The sequence below is a fragment of the Nocardioides pini genome (assembly GCF_026712185.1).
Classification (GTDB): domain Bacteria; phylum Actinomycetota; class Actinomycetes; order Propionibacteriales; family Nocardioidaceae; genus Nocardioides; species Nocardioides pini.
Genome location: NZ_JAPPUX010000001.1, coordinates 1,135,065 through 1,148,401 on the forward strand (window position 1 = coordinate 1,135,065; position 13,337 = coordinate 1,148,401).

General features: G+C 72.5%; 13 protein-coding genes. 8 read left to right on the forward strand and 5 right to left on the reverse strand.

Annotated elements, in window-relative coordinates; translation table 11 throughout:
- The first annotated feature begins 81 nt into the window (after positions 1 to 81).
- Positions 82 to 993 carry an FAD-dependent oxidoreductase gene (locus tag NYO98_RS05560; RefSeq protein ID WP_268110524.1) on the forward strand — a complete coding sequence of 304 codons (912 nt, stop codon included), beginning with the start codon at positions 82 to 84 and terminating at the stop codon, positions 991 to 993.
- Positions 986 to 1,597 (forward strand): histidine phosphatase family protein, encoded by a 612-nt coding sequence (locus NYO98_RS05565; RefSeq protein ID WP_268110525.1) that lies wholly within the window; start codon positions 986 to 988, stop codon positions 1,595 to 1,597. The genes NYO98_RS05560 and NYO98_RS05565 overlap by 8 nt, the downstream gene beginning before the upstream one ends.
- A 7-nt stretch (positions 1,598 to 1,604) precedes the next feature.
- Here NYO98_RS05565 and NYO98_RS05570 read toward each other — a convergent pair whose 3' ends face one another.
- Together NYO98_RS05570 and nucS are read right to left on the reverse strand one after the other, a co-directional pair.
- On the reverse strand, positions 1,605 to 2,048 hold the full coding sequence (locus NYO98_RS05570; protein WP_268110526.1) for a DUF952 domain-containing protein: 444 nt from the start codon (positions 2,046 to 2,048) through the stop codon (positions 1,605 to 1,607).
- Positions 2,048 to 2,734, reverse strand: coding sequence for an endonuclease NucS (nucS, locus tag NYO98_RS05575; RefSeq protein ID WP_268110527.1), 687 nt, complete (start codon positions 2,732 to 2,734; stop codon positions 2,048 to 2,050). Before nucS ends, NYO98_RS05570 begins: the two co-directional genes overlap by 1 nt.
- Before the next feature lie 24 nt (positions 2,735 to 2,758).
- On the opposite strand from nucS, the gene NYO98_RS05580 reads away from it, so the two are divergent.
- Entirely contained in the window at positions 2,759 to 3,853 is a 1,095-nt protein-coding gene (locus NYO98_RS05580) for a GNAT family N-acetyltransferase (protein ID WP_268110528.1), read from the forward strand.
- 46 nt (positions 3,854 to 3,899) lie between these two features.
- Positions 3,900 to 5,693: a 3-hydroxyacyl-CoA dehydrogenase family protein gene (locus NYO98_RS05585; RefSeq protein ID WP_268110529.1), complete on the forward strand. Its 1,794-nt coding sequence runs from the start codon at positions 3,900 to 3,902 to the stop codon at positions 5,691 to 5,693.
- A 508-nt stretch (positions 5,694 to 6,201) separates the two neighbouring features.
- On the opposite strand, the gene NYO98_RS05590 is transcribed toward NYO98_RS05585, so the two are convergent.
- Both NYO98_RS05590 and NYO98_RS05595 read right to left on the reverse strand, forming a co-directional pair.
- A complete protein-coding gene (locus NYO98_RS05590) occupies positions 6,202 to 6,663 on the reverse strand; it encodes a VOC family protein (RefSeq protein WP_268110530.1) in 462 nt (153 codons plus the stop codon).
- A 76-nt stretch (positions 6,664 to 6,739) separates the two neighbouring features.
- Positions 6,740 to 9,157, reverse strand: a complete 2,418-nt coding sequence (locus NYO98_RS05595) for a LuxR C-terminal-related transcriptional regulator (protein WP_268110531.1) — start codon at positions 9,155 to 9,157, stop codon at positions 6,740 to 6,742.
- A gap of 235 nt (positions 9,158 to 9,392) precedes the next feature.
- Between NYO98_RS05595 and NYO98_RS05600 the strand changes: the two genes are divergently transcribed.
- From NYO98_RS05600 to NYO98_RS05615, 4 genes are all read left to right on the forward strand, one after another.
- Positions 9,393 to 10,154: a hypothetical protein gene (locus NYO98_RS05600; RefSeq protein ID WP_268110532.1), complete on the forward strand. Its 762-nt coding sequence runs from the start codon at positions 9,393 to 9,395 to the stop codon at positions 10,152 to 10,154.
- Positions 10,155 to 10,241: 87 nt separating this feature from the next.
- Entirely contained in the window at positions 10,242 to 11,723 is a 1,482-nt protein-coding gene (locus NYO98_RS05605; protein WP_268110533.1) for an MFS transporter, read from the forward strand.
- Positions 11,720 to 11,959 carry a hypothetical protein gene (locus tag NYO98_RS05610; protein WP_268110534.1) on the forward strand — a complete coding sequence of 80 codons (240 nt, stop codon included), beginning with the start codon at positions 11,720 to 11,722 and terminating at the stop codon, positions 11,957 to 11,959. Before NYO98_RS05605 ends, NYO98_RS05610 begins: the two co-directional genes overlap by 4 nt.
- Positions 11,960 to 11,982: 23 nt before the next feature.
- Positions 11,983 to 12,750: an alpha/beta fold hydrolase gene (locus NYO98_RS05615; RefSeq protein WP_268110535.1), complete on the forward strand. Its 768-nt coding sequence runs from the start codon at positions 11,983 to 11,985 to the stop codon at positions 12,748 to 12,750.
- 12 nt (positions 12,751 to 12,762) lie between these two features.
- Here the strand turns inward: NYO98_RS05615 and NYO98_RS05620 are convergent, their stop codons facing one another.
- On the reverse strand, positions 12,763 to 13,299 hold the full coding sequence (locus NYO98_RS05620) for a CGNR zinc finger domain-containing protein (protein WP_268110536.1): 537 nt from the start codon (positions 13,297 to 13,299) through the stop codon (positions 12,763 to 12,765).
- Positions 13,300 to 13,337 lie beyond the last annotated feature (38 nt).

The window sequence follows — 13,337 nt, forward strand, 5'->3', positions numbered from 1 at the left end:
GCTGTCCGCGAGCACGGCGCCGAGGGGGACGACCCCACCGCGCCGCGACAGGCCGGCGCCGGGGGCTGACAGACTGCCGCCATGGGGCGTGTGATCGTCGTCGGGGCCGGAGTCGTCGGACTCACGTGCGCGGTGCGTCTGCTCGAGGCCGGGCACCGGGTGGACGTCGTCGCCCGCGACCTGCCGCTCGAGACGACGTCGTCGGTCGCGGCGGCCGTGTGGTCGCCGTACTCCCACCCCCAGCAGCACGTGGTGCGCTGGGCGCGGGCGGCGTACGACACCTTCGCGGCGCTCTGCGACGACGACACGTCCGGTGTCGTCATGCGGACCGGCACGGAGCTCTTCCGGGAGGAAGGTGGCGACGTGTGGTGGCGCGAGGCGCTGCCGCCGGGCGCCGGCCCCGACCGCGAGACCAGCCTGCCGCCGGGCTACGCGTCCGGACTCACCATGCGCACGCCCGTCGTCGAGATGCCGGTCTACCTCGGCTGGCTCTCGGGCCGCGTCCACCAGCTCGGCGGGTCGGTCACCCGGCTGAACCTCTCCGCCCTGCCGGCCGGGGACGCCCTCGTCGTCAACGCCAGCGGCATCGGCTCGCGGCTGCTGGGCGGCGACCCGTCCGTCGTGCCGGTGCGGGGCCAGGTCGTGCTCGTCGAGCAGGTCGGGATCGACCACTGGTGGATCGATGCCGCGACACCGGCGTACGTCGTGCCGCGCAGCCGCGACGTCGTCCTCGGCGGGACCGCGATCGAGGGTGAGTGGAGCCGCACCCCCGATCCGGCGGTCGCGCGGACGATCCTGGAGCGGGCCGCGGAGATCGAGCCGCGGCTGGCCGGCGCCCGCATCCTGCGCCACAAGGTCGGGCTGCGGCCCGCCCGCCCGGCCGTGCGGCTGGAGCGTGAGGGCGACGTGATTCACTGCTACGGCCACGGGGGCTGCGGGGTCACCGTCAGCTGGGGCTGTGCCGACGACGTGGTGGCGCTGGCCGATGGGTGACCTCCAGTGTGCGGCGCGGATCCTCGTCGCGCGCCACGGTGCCGCCGACTACGAGAGCGAGCTCCTCAGCGACGCCGGCGGCTGGCTGAGCCCCGCCGGCCGGCTGCAGTCGCGCGACCTGGCCGACCAGCTGGCGGGGGAGCGGATCGCCCGGGTCTGGACCAGCGACATGTCGCGTGCCGTGCAGACCGGCGAGATCGTCGCTGCCCGGCTCGACGTGGACGTCATCGTGCGCACCGGGCTGCGCGAGTTCGGGGTCGGCGACGCCGCCGGGACCACGGGCGACCCCGATCCCTTCGCCGCGACCTTCGCGGCCTGGCTCGACGGCGACCTCACCGCCCGGATCCCCGGCGGCGAGAGCGGCCTCGAGGTGGTGGCTCGCTACGAGGCCGTCCTCGACGAGGTCGCCGACGCGCACCGCGGGGAGTCGGTGCTGGTGGTCAGCCACGGCGGGGTGATGTGCCTGGTCCTGCCGCTCCTGGCCCGCAACCTGGCGCCCGACCACACCCGCGAGCTCCCGCTGCCCAACTGCGGCCTGGTCGCCCTCGAGGTCGACGACGACGGCTGGGTCGCTCGCTCCTGGGCGGGCCGGGCGCTGGGCTGACGGCGCGTCAGCGCGTGACGCCGACGACCCACAGCAGCAGCGCCACGGCTGCCATGGCGACCAGCGCCAGCCCCATGCGTACGGCCATCCCCTTCATCCACAGCGACATCAGGGTCTCGGTGCGGCCGTTGCGGCTGAGTGGCGTGACGTCGATGACTGCGCCGCGGGCGATCGGGCCGTAGACGTGGGGGTAGGTGTCGTCGCCGACCGGCTCGACCCGCACCTCCACGTCGCCGAGTCGTGCCGTGTCGATGGTGAGCAGCACGAGGTGCTCGCCCGCGTCGCGGTAGTAGCGGTCGAAGACCCCAGCCACCTGGTCGCGCCGGCTGGCGTGGATGAACCCCTCCTCCTCGAGGCTGCGCCCGATGGTGGAGGTGGTGTACGTCCCGGTCTCGAGCGTCCGCCGCCAGTCCGCCGCCGTGGCGATGTGGAAGATGCGCTCGGGCACCATCAGAAGAGCCGGTGCTCGGCGTCGTCCATGCCGCGCAGGGCGTCGTAGTCCACGAGCGCGCAGGCGATGCCACGGTCGGTGGCGAGCACGCGGGCCTGGGGCTTGATCTCCTGGGCGGCGTAGATGCCGCGGACCGGGCCCCTGCTGGTCAGCAGCGGGTCGCGGTTGAGGAGCTCGAGGTAGCGGGTGAGCTGCTCGACGCCGTCGATCTCCCCGCGCCGCTTGATCTCGACAGCGACGGACAGCCCGTCGGCGTCGCGGCACATGAGGTCGACGGGGCCGATGGCCGTCATGTACTCGCGGCGGACGAGGGTGAGGCCGTCGGCGAGGGTGGCGGGGTGTTCGGCGAGCAGCTCCTGGAGGTGCTTCTCGACGCCGTCCTTCTGCAGCCCGGGGTCGACCCCGAGGTCGTGCGAGGTGTCGTGGAGCACCTCGTCGATGAGGATGCGCAGGGTGTCGTCGGACTTCGTCGCGGTCACCAACCACTCGGCGCGACCGTCCTCGGAGAGGCCCTCGCGGACGGTGCACGGCGGCGACATCCAGTTGAGCGGCTTGTAGGAGCCGCCGTCGGAGTGGATCAGCACCGACCCGTCCGACTTGAGCATCAGGACGCGGGTGGCGAGCGGCAGGTGGGCCGAGAGACGTCCGGCGTAGTCCACCTGGCAGCGTGCGACGACGATCCTCACGACGGGCGAATCTACAGTGACCCCGTGACCGACCACACAGTACGCCCCGCACGGGCGCGCGACCTCCCGCTGCTTGCCGCGATCGAGGACTCGGGGCTGGCGATGTTCGAGGAGGTGCTGGGCGACCTCACCGGCGACGCGCTGGCGTCCCCGGCCGTCAGCGGGCACGACCGGGCGGCCGAGCCGGGCTTCATCCTGGTCGCGGGCGACCCGGCCGTCGGCTTCGCGCACGTGCGCGACCTCGAGTCCCACGCGCACCTCGACCAGATCTCGGTGCACCCCGACCACGCCCGGCGCGGGGTGGGCGCCGCACTCCTGGAGGCGGCGGCGGAGCGCGCGACCCTCAAGGGGCACGGCTCGCTGACGCTGACGACGTACGCCGACATCGCGTGGAACGCGCCCTTCTACGCCCGCCACGGCTTCGTCGAGGTCGGCGCCGACGAGCCCCGCACGGCGACCCAGCTCGCGATCTCGCGCACGGAGGACGAGCTGGGCCTGGGCCGCCACGGTCGCCGGATCTGGATGCGACGGGTGCTGCGCGCCCACCGGACCACGGACGAGATCGCCGGCTTCCTGCCGACGGTCGACGCCAGCCCGCGCGAGGTCGGCATGCTGCGCGCCGTCGTACGCCGGCCGGGGCCGGGGCAGCGCGAGGTGCTCGACGTCGGGCACCTCGACGTCGCCGAGGGCCTGGTCGGCGACACGTGGATCGAGCGGGGGAGTCGCCGGATGCCGGACCGCTCCCCGCACCCGGACATGCAGCTCAACCTGATGAACCACCGCCTCGTCGAGTTCCTCGCCCAGGACCCGGACCGCGAGCGGCTCGCCGGCGACCAGATGTTCGTCGACCTCGACCTCTCGCACGACCACCTGCCCGCCTGGAGCGAGCTGCACATCGGCGGGCCCGATGGCGCCGTCATCGTGGTCACCGACCAGCCCCACAACGGGTGCGGCAAGTTCATCGCGCGCTTCGGCAAGGACGCGCTGGCGTTCGTCAACGGCCCCGAGGGCGCGCCGCGCCGGCTGCGTGGGCTGTGCGCCAAGGTCGTGCGTCCCGGCCCGGTCCGGCCGGGCGACGAGGTGCGCGTCGTACGACCGGCGGGCGCCCCGGCGGAGTGACGGTTGCCACACCCGAGATGCCGGGACGGCATGGGAGCATGCGTCCATGACTGACACGGCTACCCGCGAGTTCACCACCGTCGGCGTCATCGGCCTCGGCACCATGGGAGCCGGCATCGCCGAGGTCTTCGCGCGCAACGGGCACGCGGTCATCGGCGTCGAGGTCAGCGACGCGGCCGTGCAGCGCGGGCGCGAGCACCTCGAGCACTCCACCGGCCGCGCGGTCAAGCGCGAGAAGATGACGCAGGAGCAGGCCGACGAGCTGCTCGGCCGCATCACGCTCACGACCGCGATGGAGGACCTCGCCGACGCCGACCTCGTCGTCGAGGCCGTCGTCGAGTCGCTGGAGGTCAAGAAGTCGATCTTCCGCCGGCTGGACGACATCGTCCGTCCGGACGCCGTCCTGGCGACCAACACCTCCTCGCTCAGCGTCACCGAGATCTCGACCGCGAACGCGCGCCCCGGCCGGGTGGTGGGCGTCCACTTCTTCAACCCCGCGCCCGTGCAGAACCTCGTCGAGATCATCCGCACCGTCGTCACGGAGCCCGACGTCCTCGCTGACGTGCAGTCCCTGCTGGTCGACCTCGGCAAGAACCCCGTCGTCTGCGGCGACAAGGCCGGCTTCATCGCCAACACGCTCCTCTTCGGCTACCTCAACCACGCGGTCGCGATGTACGAGGGCAAGTACGCCTCCCGCGAGGACATCGACGCCGCCATGCGCTTCGGCTGCGGCTACCCGATGGGGCCGCTGGCGCTGCTCGACCTGATCGGCCTCGACACGGCCTACGAGATCCTCGACACGATGTACAAGCAGGGCCGCGACCGGCTGCACGCGCCGGCCCCGATCCTCAAGCAGTACGTCACCGCGGGCCTCCTCGGCCGCAAGTCGGGCCGCGGCTTCTACACCTACGAGGCGCCCGACAGCCCGGTCGTCGTCGCTGACGCCCACACCCCGAGCGCGGACGACAAGCCGCAGCTGCACCACGACATCCGGCTCGTCGGCGTCGTCGGCACCGGCACGATGGCCTGCGGCATCGTCGAGGTCTTCGCCAAGGCGGGCTACGACGTGCTCTTCACCGGTCGCGGCCAGGACAAGGTCGACGGCGTCGTCGCCGCCATCACGAGGAACTTCGACAAGCAGATCCAGCGCGGCCGCGCGACCGAGGAGCAGAAGGCCGAGGTGCTCGGGCGGGTGCGCGGCACGACCTCGCTCGACGACCTCGCAGACGTCGACCTCGTGGTCGAGGCGATCGCCGAGGACCTCGCGATCAAGACCACGCTCTTCGAGAACCTCGACGAGATCTGCAAGCCGGGCGCGATCCTGGCGACCACCACCTCCTCGCTGCCGATCATCGCGATGGCGAAGGTGACCAAGCGTCCGCAGGACGTCATCGGGATGCACTTCTTCAACCCCGCCGCGATCATGAAGCTGGTCGAGGTCGTGTCCACCGTGGCCACCGACGAGGCGGTCACCGAGACCGTCCTCGCGCTGTGCGAGAAGGTCGGGAAGGTGGCGGTGCGCTGCGGTGACCGCTCCGGCTTCATCGTCAACGCGCTGCTCTTCCCCTACCTCAACGACGCGGTGAAGATGCTCGAGGCGCACTACGCGACGGCCGACGACATCGACACCGCCATGAAGCAGGGCTGCGCGCTCCCGATGGGGCCGTTCGAGCTGCTCGACGTGGTGGGCAACGACGTCTCGCTCGCCATCCAGCGCGAGCTCTACCTCGAGTTCCGCGAGCCCGGCTTCGCCCCGGCCCCGCTGCTCGAGCACCTCGTCACCGCCGGCTACCTCGGGCGCAAGACCGGTCGCGGCTTCCGCGACTACAGCGCGCGCTGAGGCGCCCGCTGGGATCGTCCGACGCTGGCCCGGTCCCGCGTCATACGAACCGGTACACATAGGTGCGGGTTCGCATGACGCAGCGGGGTCGACGCGCAGGACGTCATACGGACCGGCACTCATAGGTGCGGGTCCGCATGACGCAGCGGGGTCGACGTGCAGGACGTCATACGGACCGGCACTCATAGGTGCGGGTCCGCATGACGCAGCGGGGTCGACGTGCAGGACGTCATACGAACCGGCACTCATAGGTGCGGGTTCGCATGACGCAGCGGGGTCGATGCGCAGGACGTCATACGAACCGGGACCCATAGGTGCGGGTTCGCATGACGCAGCGGGGGCGGTGCGCAGGACGTCATACGAACCGGGACCCATAGGTGCGGGTTCGCATGACGCAGCGGGGTCGATGGGCAGGACGTCATACGAACCGGCACTCATAGGTGCGGGTTCGCATGACGCTGAGGCGCCAGCCGGGACGTACGACGACCGGCGGCCGTCGTCCGCGGGGTCAGTCCAGGCAGAACTCGTTGCCCTCGGGGTCGGTCATGACGATGTGGCCGGCGCTCATCGGCGGGGCGGGCTCGCGCCGCTCCACCCGGGAGGCGCCGAGGCCGACGAGTCGCTCGCACTCGGCCTCCAGGGCCGCCATCCGCTCCTCGCCCTCGAGGCCGGGCGCGGCCCTGAGGTCGAGGTGGACGCGGTTCTTCGCCGTCTTGCCCTCGGGCACCCGCTGGAAGAACAGCCGCGGCCCGTCGCCGTCGGGGTCCTGCGCGGCGGACGCGGAGTTCCACTCCGACTCCGGGACACCGACGTCACGGAGGAAGTCGTGCCAGGCGTCGAAGGGGTCCTGGCCCGGCGCGAGCTCGCGCCCGGGCGGCGGCGGGTTGACGTAGCCCATCGCGTCGGCCCAGAAGCGGGAGAGCGTCTCGGGGTCGTGGGCGTCGAAGGTCACCTGGATGGTCCGGCTCATGCCGGTCATCCTGCCGCGCACCACCGACAGCGGCCACCGGGAAGGGACGGGCTACGTCCCGCCGACGGCGAGCGGGTCAGCGGTCGTCGACGACGAGCGCCGCGAGACGGGCGCGGGTGTTGATGTCGAGCTTGCGGTAGATGTGGGTCAGGTGCGCGTCGACGGTGCGCGGGGAGACGTAGAGCTCCTCGGCGATCTGCCGGCTCGTCAGCCCGTGCGCCACGCGCTCGGCGACCTGGCGCTCGGCGGCCGTGAGCGCGTCGAGCACCGACGGTCGTGCGGGCGTGGCGCGGTTGAAGACGGCCGTGATGAGCGGGACCGCGTCGGCGGACAGGTCGTCGCCGTCGAGCCACTCGGCGGGGGCCCGGTTCGCCGGCACCACGTCGTAGTCGGCGGAGTAGCCCCAGCGGACCGCCTTGCGCGGTGTGCGGAGGGCGAAGGCGGCGGCGGCGAGCGAGCGCGCCTCCGGGAGGTCGCGCGCCCGCGCGACCCCGGCGAGCCCGTCGAGCACGTCGGCGGCGCGCAGCGGCAGGCGCATCGTGCGGCAGTGGTCGAGGGCGGTGAGGTAGGTCGTCGTGGCCTGGTCGAGGTCACCGAGGTCCACCAGCGCGCGGCCGAGGAGGAGGCGGGCGTCGACCCCGTCGCGGCCCAGGCGCGCGGAGTCGGCCAGGGCGACCACGTCCGCGGCCAGCCCGGCCGCCCGCTTGGCGTCGCCCCGCTCCAGCAGGTCGCGTCCGTCCTGGGCGAGCACCGGCAGGCGTACGGCCCAGGGAAGGGTCTCGCGCACCACGTCGGTGGCGACCCACGTCGGGTCGAGGTTGCGCAGGAGCGTCTCGGCCAGCAGCCCGACCCGGTCCTCGGCGAGCTCGCGGGCCTCCACGACGACCGCCCGGGTCCCGGCGACGGCCTCGGCGATGCGCCCCTGCTCGAGGGCGATGCGGGCCAGGAGGGTGCGCAGCGACAGGTCGATCCAGCGCTCGTCGCCGGTGGCGCGCGCCGGCATCGCGGCGACGGCGGCCTCGGTGGCCTCGGCGAAGCGCCCCTGCGAGGTGTAGACGTCGGCGAGCGTGCGGGTGGCCTGACGGGTGATCGACCCGTCGGGGTCGAGCTCGATCGCCCGCTTCGCCTCGACCTCCGCGCTGGCGAGGTCGCCCGCGTCGAGGTGCATCTCGGCTCGGATCGACGCCGTCTTGGAGAGCTGCTCCTCCGGGATGGGCGCGGCCGAGGCGTGCTCGTCGGAGCGTGCGAGCAGCCACAGCCCCTCGTAGGTGCCGCGCACCTCCGAGGCCGCGATCCCGGCCCGACGCGCGATCTGGGCGCCGATGCCGGGCGGGCCGTCCCCGCTGGCGAGCGCGCCCTCGAGGATCTCGACGGCCTCGCGGGCACGCATCGAGGTGTAGAGGGAGGAGAAGATGCGGTTGGCCACGGAGTAGCCCTCCGCGCGGGTCTCGGGGTCGGCGCAGGCCGTCAGCACGGCGTGCCGCATGGCCGGCAGGTCGCCCAGCCACTCGGCGTCGGCGGCGCCGTAGTTGTCGTGCGCCGGCGCGTTGGCCTGCGCCCAGGTGAGCAGCCCGGCGTTGACCGCGGCCACGTCGTCCGGACGGGCGAGGGCGCGCGCCCGGCCGCGGATGGGCGAGAGCATGTCGAAGTGGCCCTGCGCGTCGACCTCGAGCAGGCTGCGCCGCACGAGGTTGCCGGCGAGCTCGGCGGCCTCCGGGACAGAGACGTCGAGCACGTGCGCCAGCACGCCCAGCCCAGCGTGGAAGTCGAGCAGGCCGATGCGGCGCAGGGCGGCCGCGCTGCGCTCGTCGAGGAGGTCGTGGGCGGAGTCGACGGCCTGGTCGAGGCTCACCGCGGACATCGCGTTGCTGAGCCCGACGAGGGCGGACTGCACGGCGACCTGCTCGATGAGCAGCGGCAGCCCCCCGGTGGCGCGCAGCAGCCGGCGTACCTCGTGCGCCTGCTCGGCGAGGTCGACCTGCTGCCCGCCCGCGGCGCGGATGCGGCGGAGGAACAGCTCGACGGCGGGGCCCTCCAGCGGGGCGCGCGGGGAGGGCACGGGCAGCGGGCCCACTCGCACGACGGACTCGGCCGGCTGGCCGGCGGTCGTCAGCGCTGTCACCACCACGCGCGCGTCGCTGGTGGCCTCGAGCACGGACTGGAGGACGGGTCCGGCCTCCGTCGTGTCGAGGTCGAGCCCGTCGAGGACCAGCAGGCACTCGCGACCGTCGACCGCGCGACCGAGGGCTCCGGTCAGCGAGTCGCCCGGTGCCGTCTCCGACTCGAGGCTGGCCAGGGCTGCGACGAGCACCTCGTCGATGGTGTGCAGGCTGCGCGCGTCGACCCACGAGGCGACCACGGTCGCGGCGACGTGGCGCACGAGCAGCGTCTTGCCGCTGCCGGGCGGACCCACGACGGTGACCCACCGCGACTCCTCCAGCGCCTCGTGCAGCGCTCGCTGGACGTCCTCGCGACCGAGACAGGGGGACAGCACGACCTGAATCTATCGCTCCTACGCACCTGAGTTACGTAGGACTACGGATGCCGGGACGTGCGGGTTCGCGGGAGTCTTCTCGTACGCCGATGGCATCGAGGCCGCACGAGGGGATGGCCCCGCTGCCCACCGGCCGCTTGTCGGAGCAGGTCGCACATCGTCGGGGGTCGATGGGCGGCCTGCTCTTGCAGGTTCGTGGCCGGGCGACCTTGTCGTCGATGCGTACCCTGTGGCCATGGAACTCGTGCTCCTGCTGGTCGTCATCGGCGGCCTCGTCGCGGTGGCCGTCACGGCCGGCAAGACGGGCAAGAGGCGTGAGCTCGCGCGTGTCGAGTCCGAGGTCGCCCCGGTGAAGAGGCTCGCCGAGGAGGACGTGACCGCACTCGGCGTGGAGCTGCAGGACCTCGACATCGAGCTGGCCGGGCACCCCCTCGACGCGGGCGCCAACGCCGACTACCAGCGCGCCCTCGACTCCTACGAGTCCGCCAAGGTCGCCGCCGCTGCACTCACCCGCCCCGAGGACGTCAAGCACGTCACCGTGATCCTCGAGGACGGCCGCTACGCGATGGCGTGCGTGCGCGCCCGGGTGGCGGGCGAGCCCCTGCCGCAGCGCCGCCCACCGTGCTTCTTCGACCCGCGCCACGGCCTGTCCGTCGCCGACGTCCCGTGGACCCCGCCGGGCGGCGCGCCGCGCGAGGTCCCGGCGTGCGCGCTCGACGTCGAGCGCGTGCGCGCCGGCGCCGAGCCCGACATCCGCAAGGTGATGGTCGGCTCGCGACGCGTCCCCTACTGGCAGGGCGGCCGGGCCTACCAGCCCTACGCGCAGGGCTACTTCGGCGCCTTCTCCCCGATGGACTGGATGTTCATGGGAATGCTCTTCGGCGGTGGCTTCGACGGCCTCGGTGAGGGCATCGGGGCGATCGGTGAGGGCATCGGCGACATGTTCGGCGGCATCGGCGACGACATCGGCGGCATGTTCGACGGCTTCGACTTCTGAGCCGTTCCACCCCCAGGGAGGGCGTCTTCGAGCGACCCCCCTCCGGGGTGTGCTGGGAGGCGCACCGCGGGCCTAGCGTCGCGAGGCATGGCCGGAGTCGAGACAGGCACCATCACCACTGACATCCCCGCGCGCATGGACCGCCTCCCGTGGGCGCGCTGGCACTGGCTGGTCGTCATCGGCCTCGGCACCGTCTGGATCCTCGACGGCCTCGAGGTGACGATCGTCGGCTCCATGTCGGAGGCCCTCAAGCCGGAGGACACCGGGCTCGGCCTGTCGAGCAGCGACATCGGCCTCGCCGGTGCGATGTACGTCGCCGGCGCCTGCATCGGCGCCCTGTTCTTCGGCCAGCTCACCGACCGGTTCGGCCGCAAGAAGCTCTTCCTGATCACCCTCGGCGTGTACACCGTGGCCACGGTGCTGACGGCGTTCTCGATGAACCCGACGTGGTACTTCGCCTGCCGGTTCCTCACCGGCATGGGCATCGGCGGGGAGTACGCCGCCATCAACTCCGCGATCGACGAGCTGATCCCGGCGAAGTACCGCGGCCGCGTGGACGTGGCCATCAACGGCTCGTTCTGGGTCGGCGCGGCCCTGGGGTCGCTGTTGACCATCCCGCTGCTCGACCCCAACGTGGTCGACCCCAGCTGGGGATGGCGTGCCGCGTTCGGGCTCGGCGCGATCCTGGCCGTCGGCATCCTGGTCGTGCGCCGCCACGTGCCCGAGAGCCCGCGCTGGCTGTTCATCCACGAGCGGGAGGACGAGGCCGAGGACATCGTCCGGGACATCGAGCACACGGTCGAGGAGGAGACCGGCAAGCACCTGCACGGCGTCGACCAGACGATCACCATCCGGCAGCGCAAGACGATCAGCCTGCCGCTGATCGCCAAGACGGTGTTCACGATGTACCCCCGGCGCACCATCCTGTGCTTCTCGCTGTTCGTGGGCCAGGCGTTCCTCTACAACGCCTTCTTCTTCACCTACGGCGACACCCTGAGCACCTTCCTGGGCGTCGAGCAGACCGGCTGGTACCTCGCGATCTTCGCGGCCAGCAACTTCGTCGGCGCGCTGGTGCTCAGCCCGCTCTTCGACACCGTCGGCCGGGTGCGCATGATCGCCGGCACCTACATCCTCTCGGGCGTCCTCCTCGCGGTCGCGGGCACGATGCTGGGAGGGCTGACGGCCGTCACGCTGACGCTCTTCGGCGCCGTCATCTTCTTCTTCGCCTCGGCCGGCGCGAGCGCGGCGTACCTCACCGCCTCCGAGATCTTCCCGATGGAGACGCGCGCGCTGTGCATCGCGTTCTTCTACGCGATCGGGACCGCGGCCGGCGGCATCACCGGTCCGCTGCTGTTCGGCCGACTCATCGACTCGGCCAGCGAGGACGGTGACATCACCGGGATCGCCATCGGCTACTTCATCGGCGCCGCGCTGATGATCGTCGGCGGCATCGTCGAGATCTTCCTGGGCGTCAAGGCGGAGGGCCAGTCGCTCGAGGACATCGCCCAGCCGCTCACCGCGGAGGACCAGCCGGCGGACGACCAGTCGGCGGAGAGGAGCCGGGCATGAGCCCGATGCCACCCCCCAAGCCGACGACGGAGGGCCGCCGCGACCGGCAGGTCTTCCACGAGATCGGCCAGATCGTCCGGGCGCTCGAGGCGCAGGGGCCCACGCCGCCCGAGCAGCTGCGCGAGGTCGTGGGCGGCCGCTGGTGGGAGGAGGGGCGGTTCGACCGTGCCCTCGCCCTCGCGGCCAGCGACGGGCTCGTGCACCTCACCGACGACGGGTCGGTTGTCGCCACCTGAGCGTCCTGCGGGAGGATGGCCGCGTGAGCCTGCACCGCATCGAGCTCGGCGAGTCCGGGCCCCGCGTCGTCTTCTGCCACGGCCTCTTCGGGCAGGGCAAGAACTGGACGCAGGCCGCCAAGGCCCTCAGCGCCGACCACCGGGTGATGCTGCTCGACATGCCCAACCACGGTCGCTCGGCCTGGACGGAGACCTTCGACTTCCTCGAGCTAGCGGACCTGGTCGCCGCCGAGATCGGCGACGAGCCGGTCGCGCTCGTCGGGCACTCCATGGGCGGCAAGATCGCGATGTGCCTCGCCCTGCGGCACCCGGAGCTGGTCGAGCGCCTGGCCGTGGTCGACATCGCCCCGGTGGCGTACGACAGCGGGCGCGAGTTCGTCGGCTACATCGAGACGATGCGGGCCCTCGACCTCCGCTCCCTCGAGAGCCGCGGACAGGCGGAGGCCGCCCTGGAGGAGGCGGTGCCCAACCGGGTGGTGCGCAGCTTCCTGCTCCAGAACCTCCGGCGCACCGACGACGGCTGGCACTGGCAGGTCAACCTCGACCTGCTCGGCGAGCACATGGCCGAGCTCGTCGGCTGGCCCGGCGACCGGCTCGGTGACGCGTCGTACGACGGTCCGGTGCTTTGGGTCGGTGGCGCCCGCTCCGACTACATCTCCGACGACCACGCGGGAGAGATGGACCGTCGCTTCCCGCGCAACCGGCGGGTGCTGGTCAAGGACGCGGGCCACTGGGTCCACTCCGAGCAGCCGGAGGTGTTCCTCGAGGTGCTGCGGCGCTTCCTGCCCTGAGCCCGACCGGCGTCAGGTCCGCTGGCGCGCGCGGTAGGCCGCGACGGCCTCGCGGTTGCCGCACGTGGTGGAGCAGTAGCGCCGCGAGCGGTTGCGCGACAGGTCGAGGACGACGTCGTCGCAGTCGTCGGCCGCGCACGTGTCGAGGCGCGACATCTCGTCGGCCCGGATGACGTCGACCATGGCCATCGCGGTCTCCACCACGACCCGCTCGTCGAGCGGGCGGTCGGGGTCGACGGCGTGGAGGTGCCAGTCCCAGTGGTGGTGGCGCTGGAGCTGGGGGAGGGCCTTGGCGCGGGCGAGCATGTCGTTGACGATGCCCGCCGCCTCGTCGCGGTCGGCCAGCAGCAGGGCCCTCAGGGCGGGCCGCAACCGGCGCACGGACTCCAGCTCCTCCGCCGTGGCGTCGTGGCGGCCCGTGTAGGGCCACGAGGCCAGGAACGCCGACAGGTCGTCGACCGATCCCAGGGGCGCCCCCGGCTCGTCGGTGGAGTTGACCAGCGCGACGGCTGCCTGCAGCGCCGCGTCCGTGTCATCCGTGAAAAGCATGTTGACACATTACATGGGGCCCGCCTACGGTCATGACC